At 59.2% G+C, this 21674-nt stretch carries 19 protein-coding genes, 1 tRNA gene, 2 rRNA genes and 4 pseudogenes (1 of these 26 cut by a window edge); 12 read left to right on the top strand and 14 right to left on the bottom strand.

The features are described 5' to 3' along the window. Positions 1-30: 30 nt before the first annotated feature. The 5 genes from trhO (at position 31) to E0501_RS10295 (ending at position 4652) form a co-directional block, all read left to right on the top strand. On the top strand, positions 31-936 hold the full coding sequence (trhO, locus tag E0501_RS10315; RefSeq protein WP_137701286.1) for an oxygen-dependent tRNA uridine(34) hydroxylase TrhO: 906 nt from the start codon (positions 31-33) through the stop codon (positions 934-936). A gap of 65 nt (positions 937-1001) precedes the next feature. After that, positions 1002-1952, top strand: coding sequence for an acetamidase/formamidase family protein (locus E0501_RS10310; RefSeq protein WP_137701285.1), 951 nt, complete (start codon positions 1002-1004; stop codon positions 1950-1952). A 78-nt stretch (positions 1953-2030) separates the two neighbouring features. After that, positions 2031-3047: an ABC transporter substrate-binding protein gene (locus tag E0501_RS10305; protein ID WP_137701284.1), complete on the top strand. Its 1017-nt coding sequence runs from the start codon at positions 2031-2033 to the stop codon at positions 3045-3047. Between the two features lie 53 nt (positions 3048-3100). Next, positions 3101-3868 (top strand): ABC transporter ATP-binding protein, encoded by a 768-nt coding sequence (locus E0501_RS10300; RefSeq protein WP_137701283.1) that lies wholly within the window; start codon positions 3101-3103, stop codon positions 3866-3868. After that, entirely contained in the window at positions 3861-4652 is a 792-nt protein-coding gene (locus tag E0501_RS10295; RefSeq protein ID WP_137701282.1) for an ABC transporter permease, read from the top strand. The genes E0501_RS10300 and E0501_RS10295 overlap by 8 nt, the downstream gene beginning before the upstream one ends. A gap of 8 nt (positions 4653-4660) precedes the next feature. Here E0501_RS10295 and E0501_RS10290 read toward each other — a convergent pair whose 3' ends face one another. Continuing rightward, the gene (locus E0501_RS10290) at positions 4661-5686 is read right to left on the bottom strand and encodes a polysaccharide biosynthesis/export family protein (RefSeq protein WP_137701281.1); all 1026 of its coding nucleotides are present in this window, start codon (positions 5684-5686) and stop codon (positions 4661-4663) included. A gap of 185 nt (positions 5687-5871) precedes the next feature. On the opposite strand from E0501_RS10290, the gene E0501_RS10285 reads away from it, so the two are divergent. Next, positions 5872-6741 (top strand): NAD-dependent epimerase/dehydratase family protein, encoded by an 870-nt coding sequence (locus E0501_RS10285; protein ID WP_161594598.1) that lies wholly within the window; start codon positions 5872-5874, stop codon positions 6739-6741. Then, positions 6738-7355 (top strand): sugar transferase, encoded by a 618-nt coding sequence (locus E0501_RS10280; RefSeq protein ID WP_137701279.1) that lies wholly within the window; start codon positions 6738-6740, stop codon positions 7353-7355. The genes E0501_RS10285 and E0501_RS10280 overlap by 4 nt, the downstream gene beginning before the upstream one ends. A 27-nt stretch (positions 7356-7382) precedes the next feature. On the opposite strand, the gene hutH is transcribed toward E0501_RS10280, so the two are convergent. Next, a complete protein-coding gene (gene hutH, locus E0501_RS10275; protein WP_137701278.1) occupies positions 7383-8918 on the bottom strand; it encodes a histidine ammonia-lyase in 1536 nt (511 codons plus the stop codon). Positions 8919-9134: 216 nt separating this feature from the next. Here hutH and E0501_RS10270 point away from each other — a divergent pair, with 216 nt between their 5' ends. Then, a complete protein-coding gene (locus tag E0501_RS10270) occupies positions 9135-9839 on the top strand; it encodes a GntR family transcriptional regulator (RefSeq protein ID WP_137701277.1) in 705 nt (234 codons plus the stop codon). A gap of 6 nt (positions 9840-9845) precedes the next feature. Here E0501_RS10270 and E0501_RS21745 read toward each other — a convergent pair whose 3' ends face one another. Beyond that, on the bottom strand, positions 9846-10025 hold the full coding sequence (locus tag E0501_RS21745; RefSeq protein ID WP_137701276.1) for an FAD-binding oxidoreductase: 180 nt from the start codon (positions 10023-10025) through the stop codon (positions 9846-9848). A gap of 202 nt (positions 10026-10227) precedes the next feature. On the opposite strand from E0501_RS21745, the gene E0501_RS21685 reads away from it, so the two are divergent. Continuing rightward, positions 10228-10359 carry a hypothetical protein gene (locus E0501_RS21685; protein WP_268888886.1) on the top strand — a complete coding sequence of 44 codons (132 nt, stop codon included), beginning with the start codon at positions 10228-10230 and terminating at the stop codon, positions 10357-10359. A gap of 189 nt (positions 10360-10548) precedes the next feature. Here the strand turns inward: E0501_RS21685 and E0501_RS10260 are convergent, their stop codons facing one another. Together E0501_RS10260 and E0501_RS10255 are read right to left on the bottom strand one after the other, a co-directional pair. Further along, a complete protein-coding gene (locus tag E0501_RS10260; RefSeq protein WP_205123481.1) occupies positions 10549-11289 on the bottom strand; it encodes a hypothetical protein in 741 nt (246 codons plus the stop codon). A 62-nt stretch (positions 11290-11351) separates the two neighbouring features. After that, a pseudogene (locus E0501_RS10255) lies at positions 11352-11598 on the bottom strand (integrase core domain-containing protein); the annotation flags it as partial. Between the two features lie 58 nt (positions 11599-11656). On the opposite strand from E0501_RS10255, the pseudogene E0501_RS10250 reads away from it, so the two are divergent. Together E0501_RS10250 and E0501_RS10245 are read left to right on the top strand one after the other, a co-directional pair. Further along, a pseudogene (locus E0501_RS10250) lies at positions 11657-11931 on the top strand (transposase); the annotation flags it as partial. Between the two features lie 47 nt (positions 11932-11978). Continuing rightward, positions 11979-12146: pseudogene (locus tag E0501_RS10245) on the top strand (integrase core domain-containing protein); the annotation flags it as partial. 195 nt (positions 12147-12341) lie between these two features. Here E0501_RS10245 and E0501_RS10240 read toward each other — a convergent pair. From E0501_RS10240 to E0501_RS10220, 5 genes and pseudogenes are all read right to left on the bottom strand, one after another. After that, positions 12342-13139: a hypothetical protein gene (locus tag E0501_RS10240; RefSeq protein ID WP_137701274.1), complete on the bottom strand. Its 798-nt coding sequence runs from the start codon at positions 13137-13139 to the stop codon at positions 12342-12344. Positions 13140-13410: 271 nt separating this feature from the next. Beyond that, positions 13411-14595, bottom strand: a pseudogene (locus E0501_RS10235) (IS3 family transposase). A 129-nt stretch (positions 14596-14724) separates the two neighbouring features. Beyond that, positions 14725-15567: a hypothetical protein gene (locus E0501_RS10230; protein ID WP_137701273.1), complete on the bottom strand. Its 843-nt coding sequence runs from the start codon at positions 15565-15567 to the stop codon at positions 14725-14727. A gap of 191 nt (positions 15568-15758) precedes the next feature. After that, complete coding sequence (locus tag E0501_RS10225) at positions 15759-15959, bottom strand: hypothetical protein (RefSeq protein ID WP_137701272.1); 201 nt, start codon at positions 15957-15959, stop codon at positions 15759-15761. Between the two features lie 27 nt (positions 15960-15986). Then, positions 15987-16499: an O-methyltransferase gene (locus E0501_RS10220; RefSeq protein WP_137701271.1), complete on the bottom strand. Its 513-nt coding sequence runs from the start codon at positions 16497-16499 to the stop codon at positions 15987-15989. An 887-nt stretch (positions 16500-17386) separates the two neighbouring features. Here E0501_RS10220 and E0501_RS10215 point away from each other — a divergent pair. Continuing rightward, positions 17387-18319, top strand: a complete 933-nt coding sequence (locus E0501_RS10215; RefSeq protein WP_137701270.1) for an acyltransferase family protein — start codon at positions 17387-17389, stop codon at positions 18317-18319. Here the strand turns inward: E0501_RS10215 and E0501_RS10210 are convergent. The 4 genes from E0501_RS10210 to E0501_RS10195 form a co-directional block, all read right to left on the bottom strand. After that, positions 18246-18485, bottom strand: a complete 240-nt coding sequence (locus tag E0501_RS10210; RefSeq protein ID WP_137701269.1) for a glycosyltransferase family 2 protein — start codon at positions 18483-18485, stop codon at positions 18246-18248. The genes E0501_RS10215 and E0501_RS10210 overlap by 74 nt on opposite strands. A 563-nt stretch (positions 18486-19048) precedes the next feature. Next, a tRNA-Met gene (locus tag E0501_RS10205) sits at positions 19049-19125 on the bottom strand. Positions 19126-19207: 82 nt separating this feature from the next. After that, positions 19208-19322, bottom strand: a 5S ribosomal RNA gene (gene rrf, locus E0501_RS10200). Between the two features lie 80 nt (positions 19323-19402). Continuing rightward, positions 19403-21674, bottom strand: a 23S ribosomal RNA gene (locus tag E0501_RS10195); it runs 1152 nt beyond the window's last position.

Raw genomic sequence — 21674 nt, 5'->3', positions numbered from 1 at the left:
AGACAAGGGCAAGAGGCGTAAATCGCCCGCATGTATACCTGCCGCGCCCTCTATCACTTTGCCCGTTTCGACGATCCCGCAGCCCTGCGCGGGCCGCTTTTGCAGCTGTGCGAGGCCAATGGCATCACCGGCTCGCTTCTTTTGGCGCGCGAGGGGATCAACGGCACGATTGCGGGGGCGGTCGCGGGGCTGGACCGCGTGCTGGCGCATATCCGCGCCCTGCCCGGCTGCAACGACATCGTCTGGAAGGACAGCCCGGCAAGCGAACAACCCTTCCGCCGGATGAAGGTGAAGCTGAAGAAAGAGATCGTCACGATGGGCCAACCCGACGTGGACCCAACCGCCAAGGTGGGCCATTACGTCGAGCCTGCGGACTGGAACGAATTGATCCTGAGCCCGGATGTCGCGGTGATTGACACGCGCAACGACTACGAGGTCGCGATCGGCACCTTCAGGGGCGCAGTGGACCCGGAAACCGACAGTTTCCGCGATTTCCCCGCCTGGTGGGAGGCGAACAAGGACCGCTTTCACAACAAGCGGATCGCGATGTTCTGCACGGGCGGGATCCGCTGCGAGAAATCGACGAACTGGCTGCTGCAACAGGGCGTCGACGAGGTTTACCACCTGAAGGGCGGGATCCTGAAATACCTTGAAGAGGTGCCGCAAGACGAGAGCACCTGGGAAGGCGAGTGTTTTGTCTTCGACAACCGCGTGTCGGTGGGCCACGGCCTGAAGGAAGGGCCGCATGTCCTGTGCCATGCCTGCCGCCGGCCAATCCTGCCCGCGGACATGGAGCGCCCGGAGTATGAGCACGGGGTGAGCTGCCATCACTGCGTCGAGGAGACCAGCGAGGCCGACAAGGCGCGGTTCCGCGAGCGGCAGAAACAGATCCGCCTGGCCGAAGCGCGCGGCGAGCAGCATTTACGCAGCGCCTGAACGGGGCCTTCCCCAAAGCCGCATAATCGTGTCAACTGATCGGTGAACCAACAGGGGACACCCGCATGACACATCGCCTGACCGCCAGCCCGGACACCTGTGCCTGGGGGTATTTCGACCCCACACTTCCGCCCGCGATCGAGATCGACAGCGGAGAGACCGTGACCGTCGAAACCGTGTCGGGCGGGCCCGACCATGTGCCGGCAAAGGACGCCGGCTTTCACATTCCGCCCGAGCTCTGGGACATCCACGCGCGATCCGAGCGGATGTTGCCGGGCCATATCTTGACCGGGCCGGTCGCGGTGCGCGGCGCGATGCCGGGGCATGTCCTGCAGGTCGATATCCTGGATGTCAGACTGCGGCAGGACTGGGGCTGGAACCTGATCCGGCCGCTGGCGGGCACGCTGCCCGAGGAATTTCCGCAAGGACGGGTGGAGATCATTCCGCTGGACCTCGACGCGATGCAGGCGCGGCTGTCCTGGGGGCTCACCCTGCCGCTCGCTCCGTTTTTCGGCGTGATGGGCGTGGCGCCGCCGCCGAACTGGGGCCGGATTTCCACCATCCAGCCGCGCGCCCATGGCGGCAATATCGACAACAAGGAACTGGTCGCGGGCACAACGCTCTACCTGCCCGTCTTCAACGAGGGCGCAATGTTCTGGTGCGGCGATGGGCACGCCGCGCAAGGCGATGGCGAGGTCTGCGTGACCGCGATCGAGACCGCGCTGACCGGCACCTTCCGGATGACCGTGCGTGATGACCTGGGCTGGGTCTATCCCCGGGCCGAAACGCCGACGCATGTGATCAGCATGGCCATGCACGAGGATCTGAACCGCTGCGCCGAGATGGCGCTGCGCGACATGATCCTGTGGATCACGGAACGCACGGGCCTGGGCCGCGAGGATGCCTATATGCTGTGTTCGCTGGCCGGTGACCTGCGGGTGACGCAGACGGTGAACGGCAACAAAGGCATTCACATGATGATGGAGAAAGCCCTGCTGGACCGCCCGGCGGCCTGACGCCCCGTTTTCCCTTCCGCCCCCGGTGCATTGGTGGTTAACTCGCGCAAGGGAGTTAACCACAGGGAGGGATACCCCATGACCCATATGAACCGCCGTCACGCGCTGGGCCTGATGGGTGCGGCCGCCGCGGCCAGCACACTGGCCGCCCCGGCGATTGCCGCCAATCGCAAGATCACCGTCGGCGCGCTGCGCTTCACTTCGCACTCGGCCAGCTTCATCGGTGTCGAACGCGGCTATTTCGCCGAGGCCGGTCTCGACGTCGAGCTGAAGTTCTTCCAGGCGGCGCAGCCGATGGCCGTGGCTATCGCATCCGGAGATGTGGATTACGCCGTCACGGCAATCTCGGGCGGGCTGATCTCGCTTGCCGACAAGGGCGCGATCAAGGTGATCGGTGGTGCGCTGAGCGAAGAACCCGGCATCGACGGGCAGAAGATCCTCGCCAGCGATGCAGCCTTCCAGGCCGGGCTGACCAGCCCCGCACAGCTGGGCGGCAAGACCTTTGGCATGACGACCGCCGGCTCGTCCTTCCACTACATGGGCAGCAAGGTGGCCGCTGCCGAGGGCGTGGAAATGTCCTTCAAGCCGCTGCAGAAGGTTGGCGCGGTGATCGGCGCGCTGAAATCGGGCCAGATCGACGCCTGGTCGATCGTGCCGCATATCGCCAAGCCGCTGGCCGGCTCGGGTGCGGTGCATATCATCGGCAACATCTCGGATTACCTGCCGAACTACCAGGTGACGACTGTCTTCACCTCATCGAAGAACGCCAGTGACGAAGCCGACATGACCAAGGGCTTCCTTGCCGGGTTCTCGAAAGGGGTGGACGATTACAACAGCACCATGATCGACAAGGCCGGTGGCGACGAAGGCGTGAACGAGATGGTCGATCTGATTCACAAATACGTCTACACCGACCGCCCCCGCGAAAAGGCGGCGCCATCGATCATCAATGGCACCATGCGCCTGAACCCGGGCGCGGCGCTGAACAGCGCTTCGGTCGAGGATCAGCTGAACTGGTTCAAGTCCGAAGGACTGGTCGGCGACGTGAGCATGGATCAGCTGGTCGATACCTCTTACGTGAAAACGATGGGGTAAGGCGTTCGGGCATGGCCCCACGGGGCCGTGCCCACTGCCCGGGGCGTACACGCATGGAACTTCGTCTGAGCAAGGTCAGTCACGCCTATGGCGGGACAGAGGTATTGCGCGACATCACCCTGACGATTCCCGAGGGCAGGATCGTCTGTATCGTCGGGCCATCGGGCTGTGGCAAATCCACGCTGTTGCGGATGATGGGCGGGCTGGAACGGCCCGATGCCGGGGAAATCCTGCAGGTCGGCGCGCCGCCCGAGGGATGCCTGAACCCGCTGACATACGTGTTTCAGGATTTCGCCCTGCTGCCCTGGCGCACGGTTGCGGGCAACATATCGCTGGCGCTGGAAGATCACCGGCTGGGCCGCACACGGCAGGACGAGATCATCGCCGACGTGCTGGCGCGCACCGGGCTTTCGGATTTCGCGGGCGCCCTGCCCCGTCAGTTGTCAGGCGGGATGAAACAGCGTGTGGCCATTGCCCGCGCATTGGCGGTGAACCCCGCGGTGATGCTGCTGGATGAGCCGCTTTCGGCGCTGGATGCGCAGACGCGCGAATTGCTGATGGACGACTTGATCGGCCTGTGGACACGCGCGCCCTTTACCGCCGTTTACGTCACCCACAACCTGGCCGAGGCGGTGCGTCTGGGCCATGCCATCGTGGTGCTGTCGCGCCGCCCCGGCGCGATCCGCGAGGTGGTGGAGATCGATGAACCGCTTGAGACGCGCGACATGTCCCACCCCGACCTGGCCGCCAAGCAACAGCACCTGTGGCAACTGATGCGCGATGAAGCGCGCGCGGCGGATGCGGAGCTGGCCCATGCCTGAGACGCGCCCGGTGCCCTTTCGTGGCGGCGGTTTTCGCCCGCAGACGCGCCGTTGGGTCGGCCTGGTCGTCTTTGCCGCGCTGATCGCGCTGGCCGAATGGGGCACGCGAACGGGCTGGATATCAAACCTCACGCTGCCGCGCCCCTCGGATGTTCTGGCCACCTTTGGCGAGTTGTGGGAATCGGGCCTGTTGTTCAAGCATCTGGGGCCGTCACTGAGCCGGCTGGCGGTGGGTGCGGCCCTGGGCGCCTCGGTCGGCATCTCGGTGGGGGTTCTGATCGGGCTTTTTTCCTATGTGCGCGCGGGGCTTGTGCCGCTGGTGGCCGCCCTGTTCCCGATCCCGAAAATCGCACTGTTGCCGCTTTTCGTGATTTGGTTCGGGATCGACGAAGGATCGAAATACGCGCTGATTGCCTTTGGCACCTTCACGCCCACGGTGGTCGCCACCTATGGCGCGGTCGACAATGTCGACCGCACGCTTATCCGCATGGGGCAGAGCTTTGGCCTGGGCTGGTGGTCGATCGTACGCAAGATCGTGCTGCCGGGGGCGATGCCCGGCATCCTGTCGGGCCTGCGCGTCAGCCTCGCCATCGCGATCATTCTGCTGGTCGCGGCCGAGATGCTGGGCGCGGAATACGGGATCGGTGCCTATATCCTGGAAGCCGGATCGCTATATGATCTGGAGCGGCTTTTTGCGGGCGTCGTGATCCTGTCGGTACTGGGTGTCGCGGTGTCGGCCGCGATCACCCAGATCGAGAAGCGCCTGCTGAACTGGCGCAACTGACCGATCCTTTAGTCAAGCTGGTTCGACAGCCCGACCGCCGTGCCCAGAAGCCCCATGATCGTGCGCGCCGCATTGACCGGGGATTCTGTGGCGAGCACCGTATCCTTTGGGTGGATCTGGAAATTGCGCGCCGCGAAAAGCCCGTCTGCCGATGTCAGGTCGAAGGTAAAGACGACCTGATGCATCGACGGGCCGCGGCCATCGCTGCGCAGCTGCTTGTTCGAGTATTCGCGCAGCACCAGCACACCGCGCGGGTTGGCACGATTGTCGGCCAGCCCGCCGATGATCGACATCGCCTCGAGCGCGGTGATCTGTTCCTTGGTGAAATAGACCAGCTCTTCGCTTCCCGTGGCCCCCAGCGCGGTGAAATAACGCTTGTCCTCTTCCACGAGGATCTTGTCGTCACCGCGCACCAGCACGTTTTTTGTGGCATTCTCGAACAGGGTCTCGGCGCGGATTTCATAGGTCTTGCCGCCGCGGATCAGGCGCACCAGCGGATTGCGCAACGCACCCGAGACGCCACCCGCCTGGGCGATGGCCGACAGGATGGTGATATTGCGTCCTTCGAGCGGATAACTGCCCGGGGCGCTGACACCGCTGACGAGATCAATCGAGTTGCCGCGGCCCGAGTTGTGGGCGAGTTGCACCTGTGCGTCGGGGGCGATCGGGCTGAATTCGGTCTGGATCTGTTTGCGCGCGGCATCCGGGGTCTTGCCGGAAATCACCACATCGCCCAGGTAAGGCACGAAAATCGTGCCGGAAGACGACACCGTCATCTCGGGCATGTTGACGGCCTTCGAGCCGCCATTGGTTAGAAGCGAGTTTTCCTGGCTGTCCCAGATGATCAGGTCGATCTTGTCACCTGCCCGGATGATCGGAGACACCGGACCGCGCCCGGCCGGCAACCAGCGGTAGCTGCCATGCCAGCCCGTCATCGGCCATTCCGACAGAGCATCGAGCTGAGCGCGCGTGACCTCGACCACCTGGAATGTGGGGGTTTCCTTGTCCTGCTCCTTGACGATTTCGGATACCATCGCGGCCCCGCGCGGGAGCGAACAGGCAGACAACAGGAAAAGGGCGAAAATCGCCAGAAACGACTTGGCAGATTGGCGCAATGAACATCCCCCCGGAGGCCATTGATTGGTGTTGCTGGTCTTTTACATGCTATATGCTGTAACAAACAGTGCTGATTGCACCGGCGGCCCTTTGAATGGAAAACGTGACAGGAAAGACTCACCGCCCAGAGCTCCTGATCCTCGGGGCAAGCGGCAAGCTGGGCCGGTTGCTTGCCCGTGAGTGGGAGCGAGGCGGACCGCGCGGGTTTCATCCCCTTTGGCAATACCGAGCCACCGCGCCCGCGGGCGGGATAACCTGGTCGCCCGGGCAGCCATTCCCGGATAACGTGCCGCGACCAAAGGCTATTCTGGCGCTGTGGGGCGTGACGCCCGGGCCGGGGCGTGATCTGGCCGACAACATCAGATTGGCCCACACGGCCATGACCCTAGCCGCCGATCTGGGGGCCGAGCGGGTGCTGCACTGTTCGTCCTCGGCAGTATATGAGCCCGGACCGGACCCGCTGGGCGAGAATGAAGCCGGCGGGCGGATCAACGCCTATGGCCAGGCCAAGCTGGAGATGGAGCGCGAGATTGCCGCCTGGCAGGCCCGCCACCCGGATGGGCCACGTAACGTGGTCATGCGGCTGGCCAATGTCGCGGGCGCCGACAGCCTGTTTGCTGCCCTTGCGCATGCCACCGGCCCCATCACGCTGGACCGGTTCGACGATGGGCAAGGCCCCTGGCGGTCCTATGTCACCGCGCCCACGCTGGCGCGGGTGATCGAGGCGTTGCTCGCCGCGCCGCGCGATGCGCTGCCTGATGTGGTGAACGTGGCAGGCCGGCGCGACGTGGCGATGGAGGCAATCGTGCGCGCGGCCAACCGCGAGCTGGCATGGCGCCCCGCCCCCGAGAGCGCCGCCCGGCGCGTGGCGCTTGCCACGGAACGCCTGTCGCGGATCATTCAACTGGACGAACAGGCCGCCACAGCCGAAGACATCATCGCCGCCGCGCATGGCGGGGAGACGCTGACATGACCCCGGCCAAGCGCGCGCTGGACCTGACCCTGGCCCTGGCCCTATCGGTGCTTCTGGCGCCGGTCATCGCGATCATCGCATTGGTCATCCTGCTTCGCGACGGGCGGCCCGTCTTTTACGTGGCCGAACGGATGAAAGCGCCGGGCCATCCCTTCAACCTGTGGAAGTTCCGCACCATGCGTGTGGTCCGCCAGGACAGCGGTGTTTCGGGCGGTGATAAGAGCGCGCGCATAACCACGACGGGCCGGTTTCTGCGGCGCACGCGGCTGGACGAGTTGCCGCAGCTTCTGAACGTGCTGCGCGGCGATATCAGTTTTGTCGGCCCCCGCCCGCCGCTGCGCCGCTATGTCGAGCAGTTTCCGGAGCTTTATGGCGAGGTTCTAAAATCGCGCCCCGGTATCACCGGCCTGGCCACGCTGGCCTTTCACCGCACCGAAGAGCGGCTCTTGGCCAGCTGCGCGACGCCCGAGGAGACCGAAGCCGTCTATACGCGGCGCTGCGTGCCGGCCAAGGCGCGGCTCGATCTGATTTACGCCCGCAACCGCAACATCTGCTATGATATCAAGCTGATGGTGGCGACGGTCATTCGCCGGATATCGCTGCACAGGCGTTAGGTTTCAGCCTTGCTTCGCCGCCAAGGCTCACGCAGCCTCTCCCAGCTCCGGCAGATCAAAGCCATGTGCCAGGCGGCCGCTGCGTACCATGGCCGCGGCGGCCTCGATATCCGGGGCGAGGTAGCGGTCGGCGTCGAGCCTTGGCACCTCGGCGCGGATGCGGACCATCACTTCCTGCAAGGCGGCGCTGGTCTTCAGCGGTGCACGGAACTCAACCCCCTGCGCCGCGGTCAGCGCCTCGACCCCGAGGATGACCGACAGGTTGGCGTTCATCCGGATCAGGCGCCGCGCGGCATGGGCGGCCATGCTGACATGATCCTCCTGGTTCGCCGAGGTCGGTGTCGAATCCGTCGAACAGGGGGTGGCAAGGTGCTTGTTCTCGCTCATCAGCGCCGCCGTCATCACCTCGGCGATCATCAGGCCCGAGTTGAGCCCCGGCGCGGGTGTCAGGAATGGCGGCAGATCGTGACTTAGCGTGGGATCAACCATAAGCGCCACGCGGCGCTGTGCAATCGCGCCAATTTCAGCCAGGGCCAGCGCGATCTGGTCAGCAGCGAAGGCCACCGGTTCGGCATGGAAATTGCCGCCCGAGACGATTTCTCCGGTGTCCACCAGCACCAGCGGGTTGTCGGTGACGGCGTTCGCCTCAGCCTCAAGCGTCCTGGCCGCGCAATGCAGAAGGTCGAGCGCCGCGCCCATCACCTGCGGCTGGCAGCGGATGCAATAGGGATCCTGCACGCGCGTGTCGCCTTCGCGATGGCTCTCGCGGATTTCCGAACCGTCCAGTAAGGCCCGTTGCGCATTGGCGAAATCAACCTGGCCACGATGGCCGCGCAGCGCGTGAATGGCCGGGTTCAGCGGCGCGGTCGAGCCCATGATCGCATCGGTCGAAAGCGCGCCGGTGACGGTGGCCGCGCGCAGGTTTTCCCAGGCCTGCCACAGGCCGGCGAGCGCACAGGCGGTGGAAAACTGCGTGCCGTTGATCAGGGCGAGCCCCTCTTTCGGGCCGAGCGTGACGGGTTTCAGCCCCGCCCGCGCCAGCGCCTGTTCGCCCGGCAGACGCATACCATCCACCGTCGCCTCGCCCGCGCCGATCATTACGGCGGCCATGTGCGCGAGCGGCGCCAGGTCGCCCGACGCCCCGACCGAGCCCTGCGAGGGGATCACTGGCACGACACCACGGTTCAGCATGGCTTCGATCAGTGCGACGGTTTCCCACGCCGTGCCACTGGCGCCCCGACCCAGCGACAGAAGCTTGAGCGCCATCATCAGGCGGGTGGTTTGCGTCTCCAGAACCTCGCCCACACCGCAGCAATGACTGAGGATCAGGTTGCGTTGCAGCTGGGCGGTGTCCTGTGCGGGAATGCGCACGCTGGCGAGTTTGCCGAACCCGGTGTTCACGCCATAAATCGCAACGTCGCCCTGCGCGGCCTCTTGCACGATCTGCGCGGCGCGTTCGATCGCGGGGCGCGCGACGGGATCAAGCGCCATGGTGTCGTCCGTTCGCCAGATCGCTTCCAGTGCGGCTATCGGGGTGGACCCGGGGATCAGGGTGATCGTCATGCCTGCCCTCCGAAGATGGGCGGATGAAGTGGGGCAAGGGCAATGCAGGCACTGCACACACCCGGGTGCAGTCCGGCAACGGGTTCACCTGTGAGACTCATGGCTTGCCTTTTCGCGAGTGGGAACGTTATTTTTTTATGTATATACATATTCGAGGAGTCAAGCGATCTCGATAAGGACAATCTACGCCGCCACAACGTCGCCGGGGAGCACCTGATGGCCCGAACCAGCCAGCAAACCACCTGGCAATCCGTGCGCGACGAGGTACTACGCCGCATCCAGAGCCGCGACTGGAAACCGGGTGAGCCGATCCCGCACGAGGCCGACCTGGCCCGCGAGTTCGGTTGCGCGCGGGCCACGATGAACCGCGCGCTGCGCGACATCGCCGATAGCGGCCTGATCGAACGCCGCAGGCGTGCGGGCAGCCGCGTGGCGCTGCACCCGGTGCGCAAGGCAACGCTGGACATTCCGGTGATCCGGATCGAGATCGAGGCGCGCGGCGAAACCCATGCCTATCGTCTGATCGAGTGTGCGCTGGAAGCCCCCCCGCCGCAGGTGGCCGCACGTCTGAATGCTGCGTCCGGGCAGGCCATGCTTCACGTGGTGGGGTTGCATATGGCCGATGGCAAACCGTACGCGTTCGAAGATCGCTGGATCAACCCCGAGAGCGTGCCCGAAGCCCTGACCGCCGATTTCACCCGGATCAGCCCCAACGAATGGCTGGTGCTTAACGTTCCGGTCGAGGGCGGCGACATCACCTTTGCCGCCACCGAGGCCACCGCCGCCGAGGCCCGCGCGCTGGAATGTCGCCCGGGTGCCGCCCTGTTCGTGACGAAGCGGACGACATGGCGCGGAGAGGCCCGGCTGACGACCGTGCGCCAACTGTTTGCGCCTGGCTACGGCATGAAGACACTGATCTAGGGCCGCTCAGTACCGGTTGACGGCATAGGAAGACAGGTCGACCCCGGGATCGCGGCCCTGCATCAGGTCTGCCAGCACCTCGCCCGTCTTCGGGCCCATCATGAAACCCCTGTGGCCGTGTCCAAAGCCCGCAAAAAGGCCAGGTTGCCCCAACGCCGGCAGGCGATCGGGAAAGCTGAGCCGCATGCCCGATCAGATGTCGAAGGCCTCTTCTTCGAGCGCGGGGATCATCAGGCACGCCACCTGCACCATGCGCTTTCCGTGTGCGGATTATGGGTTGCGATCCATCGCGACACAACCTCGGCAGACACCTTCACAAATTGCGCTAACCGAATGGGGCAAGCGGGTGGGCTAGATTTCCAACCTCAAGCTGCCGCTTCCCTCGTACGTGCTGACCACCTTTAGCGAGCTGTGGGAGTCGGGCCTCCTCTTCAAGCATCTGGGCTTGTTGCTGTGCCGGCTGGCGATGGTCGCGTTGAGGTTCCAGGCGCAAAATGCGGCATCGACACCCACATCCTAAAGGCGGATATCTTTACGATCTTGAGCGGTTGTTTGCGAGCGTCGTGATCCAATCAGTGCTTGAAGGTCGCCGTGTCGGTTACGACCACCGAGATCGAGAAACGCCTGTTGAACTGGCGCATCTGACCAATGGGGCAATCTTGTTGGTTCGGCAGCTCGACCGCTTTGCCCACAAACAATGAGTTGCAAATCAGCTCTGTTTCTCAATCATTGTTCGAACAAAACGGGCAGCTTCTGGCCATGTTGCGAAGTCGGAATGCAGCGGCATGAATGGAATGCCTCGGTCATTCATAAATTGGTAAAGTTGTTCAAGCGCCGAAGCTCCCTTGACTTTTTCGACATCACAAAGCGAACCTAAAACACCCACGAGTCGAGTACCGAAGCGCTCGAAAAAGCTTTCAATGACTTCGACTTCCGCGCCCTCGTTGTTGATTCTCAATAGCAACGGGCAGGTCACTTCATCGCCGATCGCTTTGTAGACTTGGTCTGCGAAATGCTTGGCATCCACATTTATTACCCAGTCAAATTCGGAGGTGTTCACATTGGGTTTCTCAACAAATAGCGAACTACCTTGGCCCGTAAGTTCACCACCAGCAAGGAATAACTGGCGCAACGATAGGATATTCGGTTCCTTGGACAAGGCAATGTTGAACGAAATGTCAGACTCGCGGTAGACGGGCAAAGCAAAAAGCCGCGCATTTGGTTCAACCATAATATAGGTTACATCTCTCCGTCTCGTCTTGAGCCATTTCGTATCGACTAAGAATTCGCGAAATCGACTTAGTTTGTAAGCTTTACCGCCCGCCCGACGAATACGATTCAAGTGTGTCACCCAGTGGCGAAAATACTCGTATCGCGAATGCGCGAATAGGGCTTTATATTCTTGGGCCATATGCGTTCCGACGTCTACAATTATGAGTTTTGAAGGCATTTAGTAATCCTGTAAGGTCTTCCGATTCTGATCAGCCCCACCTGAGTGGTCCGGATTGAGTGTTAGTGCATGACCAGCCTAGGGTCCACCGGGAGGATGGCCTCAGGGGCTGGAGGGCGGTAGCCGAATGCACTGTGTGAACGCTTCGTGTTGTAGTGTTTCCTCCATTGTTCGATCAGAACCTGCGCTTCTCGGAGACTGTAGAAGACCTCGTCGTTGAGGAACTCATCGCGGAACCGGGCGTTGAAGGCTTTCGCCGTAGCCATTCTCCCAGGGTGATCCTGGCTCGATGTAAGCGATCTTGGCTCCGATGATCCTCCCCCACTGAAGTGGTCCGCCGTTATGTTTAGGAAGGCGGAGGATGAGAATGGCTACGAAGCGACACAAGCCAGAAGAGATTGTCACGAAGCTGCGGCAAGTTGAGGTGCTCGTCGGGCAAGGCATGGCCCGGGTGGATGCGATCCGCGGGATTCGCATTACCGAGCAGACCTATTGCCTTATCGCTGGCGCAAGCAGTATGGCGGTATGGGAACCGACCAACTCAGGGAACTGAAGCGCCTCAAGAAAGAGAACGAACGGCTGCGTAAAGCCGTATCGGATCTGACGCTGGACAAGTTGATCCTGGCGGAGGCCGCAAAGGGAGTGAGGGCCGTCTTGGAAATGGTCCAGTGGACCATTTCAGGCCTGAACGGGCGGAATGCCTTAACGCGCACTGGTTCATGAGCCTTGCGGATGCCCGCGAAAAGCTGGAGGATTGGCGTAGACACTACAACGAGGACAGACCCCACAGTGCGTTCGGATACAACGTCCCGATGGCCGTACATTACCCCGATGGCGTAACCAGCCCGTCATCGTGAAAAAGTCGGAAAATTCCAGCTTCCGACGATCCAAATTTGGGGAGCAGCGCACAGACCCGCAGACTCTCTTTATGAATGAGGGAGCCTCGGGGGGCAGGTTAATTCTGATCCTCCATTTTCCTAGGCATATCGGCGGACCACTTCTGTGGGGGAGGACCAAATGGCGCCTCAGAAGATGAGTTCGCTCAACTAAATCTAGCTGTGATGTCGTTCTAGCCAATCACGCATGCGACGCCGGATGCCCTGATCTTCACTACCGAAAATTCGTCGAAAGACACTACGTGGTTTTTTCATTGCGCGAGGAAAGCGTGCAGATTTGTTCCGTCGATACGCTTGCGTATTTATCGTGAGATTCACACGCAAGTGGCGCGCGATGAGACCCACCATATCATCATGGTCATAGTCAAGAACAGTTACTGTGTCGCATGCAGCCCTATATGTTTCGATGGTTTGTTCGAAGTCGAGAAGCCATGTGCCCTGTCCAAAATACAACCACGAGGTTGAAATTGGAGAAGACCGCAAATTGGATTTTATCATTTGGTTATAATAGGATTTCAACCATTCGTCCTTGTCACGAAGCACCACGATTATGGTGAATTTGGTGACAGAACCTGGGAAAAGAGATTTCAGTCTCTCAAGCTCTTCGGAAGTTCGAAGCAACGAAAGCGCCTCTGTGCTGAAGAGAAAGCGGTCGTACTCCGACGAGGATATGTAAGCGGCGAGCGCCTTTTGAGTTCTTTCATAACAGGTATCCTGATCAAAACTGTGCAGAATGTCTGATGGATCTAGATCCAGAACCCCTTTGCGGATCACTGCGAAAGCGAGATCACCATGCTTTGCCCGGCCAGATTTCTCGTCACTGGGCGAACGATAAGGATCGATCCCGGCGTCGAGAAAGTCCTGCCTGTGATTGTGCATTACAGCTTGGAAGGACGTTGTTCCGGTCTTGTGCAAGCCGATATGAAGGATTGCTTCGATCTCTTGTTTCGTCATGTTTCTTCCCCGAATAACTGGATTAACTTACAAGAAGATATGGCTGGCTTTGGTTGAACCTGTCAAATCGCCTTTTTCGCCTGCAGACATGCGCTTGATTCACCGCAAGGAACCTAACATAGAAGTTTTTCGCTGTGCTCGAAGAAAAAAGGTTTGGGGAGTGTCTATCGCTGCGCGACGTACTAAGAAAAACCAATTGCGTTGCACGCAAGCCGAGACAAAAAAGCCCCGAGCAATTGATCAGCCCCACCTGAGTGGTCCAGTTTGAGTGTTAGTGCATAACCGGCGTTTGGTCCATCTGGACGATGGTTTCTGGCGCAGGGGGTCGATAACCCAGAGCGCTGTGTGGACGCTTTATGTTGTAGTGTTTCCTCCATTGTTGGATCAGGATCTGCGCCTCACGCAGGCTGTAGAAGACCTCCCCATTTAGGAGCCCATCGCGGAACCTGGCGTTGAAGCTCTCGCAGTATCCGTTCTCCCAGGGTGACCCAGGCTTGATGTAAGCAGTCTTCGCGCCGACGGCGGCAATCCAGTCCTGAACTGCCTGCGCCACGAACTCCGGGCCGTTGTCTGACCGGATGTAGGCTGGCACCCCTCGCAGGATGAACAGGTCGCTCAAGACGTCGATCACGTCACCTGAGTTCAGTTTACGCTTCACCCTGATCGCCTGGCACTCCCGGCTGTGCTCGTCCAGGATATTGAGCGTCCGGAAGACCTTTCTGTCCTCCGTCCGGCAATGCACGACGTCATAGCTCCAGACATGGTTGTAATACTCCGGCCGCAAGCGGACGCAGGACCCGTCATTCAGCCAGAGCCGACCTTTCTTCGGTTGCTTCATTGGAAACTTCAGCCCCTCTCGCCGCCACAGCCGTTCGACACGCTTGTCGTTGACCTCCCAGTCCGCATCTCTCAGCGGAGCCGCGAGCCGACGATAACCGTACGACCTAACTGGCGAGCCAGCTCGATCATGTCAGCGACCGGGCGCTCTTCATCAGCCCGACCCCTAGGTAGTTTGCGCTGCGTCGAGCGATGCTGGTACAGCACTCGGCAAGCCCGACGTTCCGAGATGCCCAGCTCGTTGCGAACATGGTCGATACAGGCACGACGACGAGCCGGGCTCAGGGGCTCCGCCCGTTTAGGCCTGAAATGGTCCACTGGACCATTTCCAAGACGGCCCTCACTCCCTTTGCGGCCTCCGCCAGGATCAACTTGTCCAGCGTCAGATCCGATACGGCTTTCCGCAGCCGTTCGTTCTCTTTCTGGAGGCGCTTCAGTTCCCTGAGTTGGTCGGTTCCCATACCGCCATACTGCTTGCGCCAGCGATAAGGCAATAGGTCTGCTCGGTAATGCGAATCCCGCGGATCGCATCCACCCGGGCCATGCCTTGCCCGACAAGCACCTCAACTTGCCGCAGCTTCGTGACAATCTCTTCTGGCTTGTGTCGCTTCGTAGCCATTCTCATCCTCCGTCTTCCTAAACATAACGGCGGACCACTTCAGTGGGGGAGGATCAGAGATGGCGCACAGCCCGTCGATCGCGGGACGTTAATGCAGGTTCTTCACGCCATTGGATCCGATCTCCGGGATCAATAGCCGTATTGATAGGCACCGTTCGCCTTTGATAGCAGGTTCTGATCTATCAACTGATGGCTGGCCGGATCGATGGAGAGACCCGCGGGAATTGTGAGTTTGCGTTTGCCCTGCCCCGGCCCGCAAGGGGCACGGCCACGAAGGGCGTCAGATTTGTTGCGGTCGATGAACTCGGCGATCACGCAATAGCGCACGCCCTTACCCGAGCTGAAATCGCCACGATGGGGAATGTTGGTGTCGAACACCAGGCAATCCCCGGCCTCGTATTTCATCAGCAGCTCACCCGGGCGATGGTCCATTTTGGGTTTCTTAATAATGCGCGCAATCTCGTCGACAAGCTGCACCCGGTAGGGATGCGGCCGCGGCGTGGGCTGAACATAGGTGCCGGCGGGCTGCCCTTCAGTATCGAACACCATGAACACCTTGACCCTGTAGCCGACATTGTCATCGTGCCAGCCCTCTGAGGTAGCATCATAGCCATCCAGCACCGTTTTAAGATAGACGTCATCGAGGCGCACATCTGGGCCGATATACGCGGTCACCATGTCGGAAAGCGTCTTGCTGCCAAGCAACGCCTCCCACATGAAGGGTGGCAGATCCCACGACAGGACAATGCGCTCGCCGTCTTTCGGAAGTCGGCGCAATTCGGACTGACGCATTTTTTCGGCCAAGCCGGGACTTTCGAGAACATCGTCGATCGTCGACTTGTACATCCCTTGCGGCATGTTGCTTTTCTCGTAAGTTGCGAGCTCGTCAGACTTGCTGTCGATACCGTCAACAACACGCGCGACGCGATAGCGGCGCAACAGGGCTTTCGGAAGCCTCAATACCTGTTTCATGTTCGTTCCTCCCGACATGCTTTGTTTGATCTTATCAAAACTTGCGTCATCCAAGACGACCGGATTTGCCAAAGATATGGTTTAGTCCGTGTTATACGTTAGACGGGTTCGCATTCTGCTTTGGGTAGATCATTCGGTTTATACCGTCAAATTGATCCGAACCTCCGCTTGCTGAAATACTTGCTGAAATATCAGCCGCGGCGTTTCCTGAACCGCTTGAGCCGCAGTCGCCCTCTGAGGTCGGCACGGAAATCGGTTGTCATGAATTCACGCCGTAGGCGTGCAGGCTCGAAAGCGAATCGCCCGGCCATGTTGGGTAAAAAGTACCGCGCGGCGCCGGTGCCCAGCAGCGTCTGAAGCACAAAGGCGGAAGAGGCGCGCCCGTCGATCACGCCACGCAGGATATCTTGCGTAGAGTTCTAGGCAACGTAGAACACATCCGCGCAGAAGGTGGAGCCGTATTCATCCTGGAAGGCGGGGCCGTCGAGGAAGAAGAAATCGAACGGCAGATCCGGGATTTTGTCGTGAATGTAGCCGCGAAACAGGGCCCAATAATAAACCTTGCGTGGACCGTGGATGATCTCGACCGTAGCTGCGTATTTTTCGGGCAGGTTATTGCGGGCTATAAGATACCATTCCTTTTCGCTTTCCATGCTGACAATCCGGCCATCGTAGGAAGGATTCTCGGCTTGAAGCTTTTTCAGTGCGGAGGCCAGCACGATCGTCGACGCACCAGTGCCGGATTCGAGAACGAGCCGTGGTTGGTACTTAAGAATGCCTTTGACGGCAAGCCAAAGCGTGATCCATTGCGTGCCTGTGGTATCCGACCCCTTAGCGTAGGCACGAAGCTCATCTTGGATGTCGGGCAAGGCCTTCAGGAGCTTGCGACGGCAGCACGCCTTTAGAATTCGGTTTATTGCCTTGCGCGCCATGAAACCCACCCCCCTACACTTGGATCACCGCAATCACATCAGGTAGCTCCAATGTTGTGGGCCTCCTTCCGTCAATACCGCCGGTTCTGAAGCTCGACAAGTTGTTATTGACGGAAGCCGAGAAGGGCAATCTCTGAGGCGCTCGATCAGCTTAGCCGCGACCAAGCGGATATCGCTGCGCTATTGCCAAAGCGCAGGAAACCGGGTTTGTCGATCCGTTCGAGGTTCTGTACAATTCCGACGGGCGCCTGGCGACGATCTAAGCGGATGGAGAGATTATCCCGACGGCCTGGGGCAACGGACACATGACCGCCCAAGGCGCTCGGTTGCTGCTGTCCAATATCGGCAGCTAGTAGACCGGTATGAGCGCACGGCTTTCATTTCTCGCCGCAAAGGCGCGAATGATTTGTAGTGGCGAGCGCGCGGCTGTCGGATTGCTATGGGCCTTCCGCTGCAACGACGCTATAGGCTTCACAGCTGGAATGGGATCGCGCTGGCGCCCATGAGAGGGTTGTCACGGCCGGTCTATTGCTATTGTCGTGTCTGGACGCTGGCGCGGTTTGGCAGAGGCGAAAGAGGTAGGTGTCACGGGCAAGCCGAGTAGGTGCCGAGCATGAAGTACAGACCTGAAATCGACGGTCTGCGCGCCATCGCCGTCGGAAGCGGCGTGCTGGCCCGTGCCGGGCTGTAGATTTTCTCGGAGGGGATTTGTCGGGGTCGATATCTTTTTCGTCGTTTCGGGCTTTCTGATTACCTCGACCATCATCGAAGAACGTGCCCAGGGCCGATTCAGCAACCTGGGGTTCTACTAACGCCGGGCGCGCCGTATTCTGCCGGCCCTGTTTGTGATGCTGGCCGCGACTGTGCCTTTCGCCTGGGCATGGCTGATGCCCGACGCATATGACGACTTCATGCGCAGCGTCGCCGTCGCCTCGCTTTTCGTTTCCAACGTACATTTTCTTGGATTTTCCGGCTATTTCGACCAGGCATCAGAGTTACGTCCTCTGTTGCATACCTGGTGTCTGGCGATCGAAGAACAATTCTATCTCTTGTTCCCGCTGCTGCAGGCTTTGCTCAGCGCATTTCGACGGCAGAAACACATTTCGGTTGTCGGGACCCTGGCCATTCTGTCTCTCCTGCTCGGCGAATGGGCATTGAGATACTTCCCCGAGGAAAACTTCTTTTTCAAGTTTTCGCGAATATGGGAGCTCTTTGCCGGGTCGCTCTGCGCATTCATCGCCTTCCGGCGCGATATCAGCGGCAACCGCCACACCAACCTACTCAAACAGAGAGGTCAAATTGGAGCAGGCACAAAAGGCGCGCAACCCGTGCGCGCCTTTTGTGCCAAATTTGCCAAAGCCATGCCCCGCAACATCGGCAAGCAGCTTGCCCTACAGAAGAGTTGGGTTTACCACTTAAACGAGCTGCAAAGGGGCAGGGAGCAGAAGGGACGACCATTGAAAACCGTCTATTTCGTTTACTCGGCAAACAAGCAGCTACAGGGATCTACAAATATGCGGGCGCATCAATTGGTTGCCATGATACAGCCCCATCTGCAAGATACCTTTGATTTGCAGTTGTCTGGAGTAAGGGCGCCGCCCAAATTCATGCGCACTGAATTCGTAATGGCCCAGATATATCGCCAATGGGCCCGTGGCTTGCATCCGAATTCATATGGTGTTGTCAGCAAAGCATGCATCCCAAACGTCACCGAAAAGCTATTAGAAATACTGCGAAAGAAAAACATCAAAGTTCTTTTCGATAAGGAACTTGCGCAGACTCAAGTGCCACACGGACAATCTGCGCCTTATCATCATTAGACCCGTCATCAACCACAATTATCTCAATTGGCCAATAGTCTTGGGCAGCAATGCTTTCGATAGCCGCAGCCGAAAACTGGGCATGGTTGCAGGTTGTACAAACGATAGAACATAGACCCGCAATCGCTGGCCGACCTTCAAATCGATGAAAGGATGTCGCCGTCATCTCCGACCGCCCTGTAAACCAGCGCATTCTTGGTGCTATGCTACCAGAACCTACCACACCGGCCACTGCTGCACGCATCCGACGATTCTCTCAGACAACATAAGCCGCTTTTTTGACAATGAATACCTGCCAGTACTCTCATTGACGCGCACAACACGCAGTTTGCACTGGACTTGCTGTTCAGCCTCGGGATCCGGAGGATAATATCCACAAAAAACCTCTCTGCGCTGCTGTTACCTTTCTACGGTGAACTTCGCCATCTGTAGTGATCTGCTATTATGTTTAGGAAGGAGGGGGATTAGAATGGCTCGAAGCGGCACAAGCCAGAATAGATTGTCACGAAGCTGCCGCAGGTTGAGTTGCTTGTCGTGCAAGGGATGGCCGGGTGGCTACCGTCGTGTAAACGCATTTAAGCACACTTGAAAAAGAAATAGCGGTTCAGTTGATCGAGCATGTCACCGTCCATGGCGGTTTGACGCTGGGAGTCGTGGGGTCGCTCACGGCCTTGATCTAAGCGACCCAGCCGAAGACGCTTGGCGATGTTGACCATGGTTCGGTAAGTTTGGTTGCGGGGGTAGGATTTGAACCTACGACCTTCAGGTTATGAGCCTGACGAGCTACCGGGCTGCTCCACCCCGCGCCAATTCTTGCGCCTCGGGCCAAATTCGGTAAGGTCTGAGGCTGCACATCGTCAGAGAGATATCTCTCGAAGGTCTTTTTAGGTTTGGCGGTGACCTACTCTCCCACGTCTTGAGACGCAGTACCATCGGCGCTAAGGCACTTAACGGCCGGGTTCGGAATGGGACCGGGTGTTTTGCTCTCGCTATGACCACCAAACCGAAAAAAACCTTCGAAATCCAAGTCAGGCATACGGGATGTATGCTTTCGGATCCGTAGAAACCTGGCTTCTACTGGATCAAATCAAGCCTATCGGGCAATTAGTACCGGTCAACTGAACACATTACTGTGCTTACATCTCCGGCCTATCGACGTGGTGGTCTACCACGGCCCTCAGGGATACCTTGTTTTGAGGGGGGCTTCCCGCTTAGATGCCTTCAGCGGTTATCCTTTCCGATCATAGCTACCCTGCACTGCTGCTGGCGCAACAACAGGTCCACCAGTGGATCGTTCACCCCGGTCCTCTCGTACTAGGGGCAACTCCTCTCAAGTATCCTACACCCACGGCAGATAGGGACCGAACTGTCTCACGACGTTCTAAACCCAGCTCACGTACCTCTTTAAACGGCGAACAGCCGTACCCTTGGGACCTGCTCCAGCCCCAGGATGAGATGAGCCGACATCGAGGTGCCAAACACTGCCGTCGATATGGACTCTTGGGCAGTATCAGCCTGTTATCCCCGGCGTACCTTTTATCCGTTGAGCGATGGCCCTTCCACTCGGGACCACCGGATCACTATGGCCGTCTTTCGACTCTGCTCGACTTGTCAGTCTCGCAGTCAGGCTGGCTTCTGCCATTGCACTCAACGAGCGATTTCCGACCGCTCTGAGCCAACCTTCGCGCGCCTCCGTTACTCTTTAGGAGGCGACCGCCCCAGTCAAACTACCCGCCACGCAGGGTCCCGGATCCGGATAACGGACCGCGGTTAGACATCAAGCAATGCAAGGGTGGTATCTCATCTGTTGGCTCCACAGAAACTGGCGTTCCTGCTTCAAAGCCTACCACCTATCCTGCACATGCATGGCCTGATGCCAGTGCGAAGCTGTAGTAAAGGTGCACGGGGTCTTTCCGTCTAACCGCGGGAAGCCTGCATCTTGACAGGCAATTCAATTTCGCTGAGTCGATGTTGGAGACAGCGGGGAAGTCGTTACGCCATTCGTGCAGGTCGGAACTTACCCGACAAGGAATTTCGCTACCTTAGGACCGTTATAGTTACGGCCGCCGTTTACCTGGGCTTCAATTCGGAGCTTGCACCCCTCCTTTTAACCTTCAGGCACCGGGCAGGCGTCAGACCCTATACGTCGTCTTGCGACTTCGCAGAGCCCTGTGTTTTTAGTAAACAGTCGCCACCCCCTGGTTTGTGCCCCCAGCCCCTAGTTGCCTAGGAACTGGGCCTCCTTCTCGCGAACTTACGGAGGTATTTTGCCGAGTTCCTTCAACATCGTTCTCTCAAGCGCCTTGGTATGCTCTACCAGTCCACCTGTGTCGGTTTAGGGTACGATCTAATGGAGGGCTATTTCCAGGAACCGATCAGCGGCCCACCCAATCCGATAAGGGTGAACAACCTTCACGATCCGTCACATCCTCCTGGCCCAGGAATATTAACCTGGTTCCCATCGACTACGCCTTTCGGCCTCGCCTTAGGGGTCGGCTTACCCTGCTCAGATTAGCTTTAAGCAGGAACCCTTGGACTTTCGGCGACAGGGTCTCTCACCCTGTTTGTCGCTACTCATGTCATCATTCTCGCTAGTGATCTCTCCACCGGATCGCTCACGCGCCGGCTTCACAGAAAACTCCTTGTCCTCCAAGGCACCCCGAAGGGTGCTAAAGAGGATAGGAGTTATGTCACACTACGCTCTGCTACCATGCCTTACGGCATCCTCAGCTTCGGCTCATGGCTTGAGCCCCGTTACATCTTCGCCGCAGGACAACTTATTTAGACCAGTGAGCTGTTACGCTATCTTTAAAGGATGGCTGCTTCTAAGCCAACCTCCTGGTTGTTTTGGTCGTCCCACCTGCTTTCCCACTTAGCCATGAATTAGGGGCCTTAGCTGGAGGTCAGGGTTGTTTCCCTCTCCACTACGGACGTTAGCATCCGCAGTGTGTCTGCCATCTAGTACTCCCGGGTATTCGGAGTTTGGTTAGGATCAGTAAGCCTGTGGGGCCCCATTACCCATCCAGTGCTCTACCCCCCGGGGTATTCGGATGACGCTCTACCTAAATAGATTTCGCAGAGAACCAGCTATCTCCGAGTTTGATTGGCCTTTCACCCCTAGGCACAGCTCATCCCGATCTTTTTCAACAGATGTGGGTTCGGCCCTCCAGTAAGTGTTACCTTACCTTCAGCCTGGCCATGCCTAGATCACTCGGTTTCGGGTCTGATCCCACGAACTCATTCGCCCTATTAAGACTCGCTTTCGCTGCGCCTACACCTATCGGCTTAAGCTTGCTCGTAAGACCAAGTCGATGACCCATTATACAAAAGGTACGCCGTCACAAGACTGGACACT

Source organism: Marimonas lutisalis (assembly GCF_005434965.1).
Lineage (GTDB): Bacteria > Pseudomonadota > Alphaproteobacteria > Rhodobacterales > Rhodobacteraceae > Marimonas_A > Marimonas_A lutisalis.
This window is presented reverse-complemented; position numbering and strand designations above follow the sequence as displayed.

What these genes read in the sequence shown, in the direction of transcription:
- E0501_RS21745 (WP_137701276.1), bottom strand. Translation starts at nt 10,025, where the DNA reads ATGCGGCTCAGCTTTCCCGATCGCCTGCCGGCGTTGGGGCAACCTGGC.
- E0501_RS10230 (WP_137701273.1), bottom strand. Translation starts at nt 15,567, where the DNA reads ATGAAACAGGTATTGAGGCTTCCGAAAGCCCTGTTGCGCCGCTATCGC.
- E0501_RS10215 (WP_137701270.1), top strand. Translation starts at nt 17,387, where the DNA reads ATGCCCGACGCATATGACGACTTCATGCGCAGCGTCGCCGTCGCCTCG.
- E0501_RS10295 (WP_137701282.1), top strand. Translation starts at nt 3,861, where the DNA reads ATGCCTGAGACGCGCCCGGTGCCCTTTCGTGGCGGCGGTTTTCGCCCG.
- E0501_RS10300 (WP_137701283.1), top strand. Translation starts at nt 3,101, where the DNA reads ATGGAACTTCGTCTGAGCAAGGTCAGTCACGCCTATGGCGGGACAGAG.
- E0501_RS10290 (WP_137701281.1), bottom strand. Translation starts at nt 5,686, where the DNA reads ATGGTATCCGAAATCGTCAAGGAGCAGGACAAGGAAACCCCCACATTC.
- trhO (WP_137701286.1), top strand. Translation starts at nt 31, where the DNA reads ATGTATACCTGCCGCGCCCTCTATCACTTTGCCCGTTTCGACGATCCC.
- E0501_RS10260 (WP_205123481.1), bottom strand. Translation starts at nt 11,289, where the DNA reads ATGCCTTCAAAACTCATAATTGTAGACGTCGGAACGCATATGGCCCAA.
- E0501_RS10270 (WP_137701277.1), top strand. Translation starts at nt 9,135, where the DNA reads ATGGCCCGAACCAGCCAGCAAACCACCTGGCAATCCGTGCGCGACGAG.
- hutH (WP_137701278.1), bottom strand. Translation starts at nt 8,918, where the DNA reads ATGACGATCACCCTGATCCCCGGGTCCACCCCGATAGCCGCACTGGAA.
- E0501_RS10220 (WP_137701271.1), bottom strand. Translation starts at nt 16,499, where the DNA reads ATGGCGCGCAAGGCAATAAACCGAATTCTAAAGGCGTGCTGCCGTCGC.
- E0501_RS10310 (WP_137701285.1), top strand. Translation starts at nt 1,002, where the DNA reads ATGACACATCGCCTGACCGCCAGCCCGGACACCTGTGCCTGGGGGTAT.
- E0501_RS10240 (WP_137701274.1), bottom strand. Translation starts at nt 13,139, where the DNA reads ATGACGAAACAAGAGATCGAAGCAATCCTTCATATCGGCTTGCACAAG.
- E0501_RS10280 (WP_137701279.1), top strand. Translation starts at nt 6,738, where the DNA reads ATGACCCCGGCCAAGCGCGCGCTGGACCTGACCCTGGCCCTGGCCCTA.
- E0501_RS10305 (WP_137701284.1), top strand. Translation starts at nt 2,031, where the DNA reads ATGACCCATATGAACCGCCGTCACGCGCTGGGCCTGATGGGTGCGGCC.
- E0501_RS10210 (WP_137701269.1), bottom strand. Translation starts at nt 18,485, where the DNA reads ATGACGGCGACATCCTTTCATCGATTTGAAGGTCGGCCAGCGATTGCG.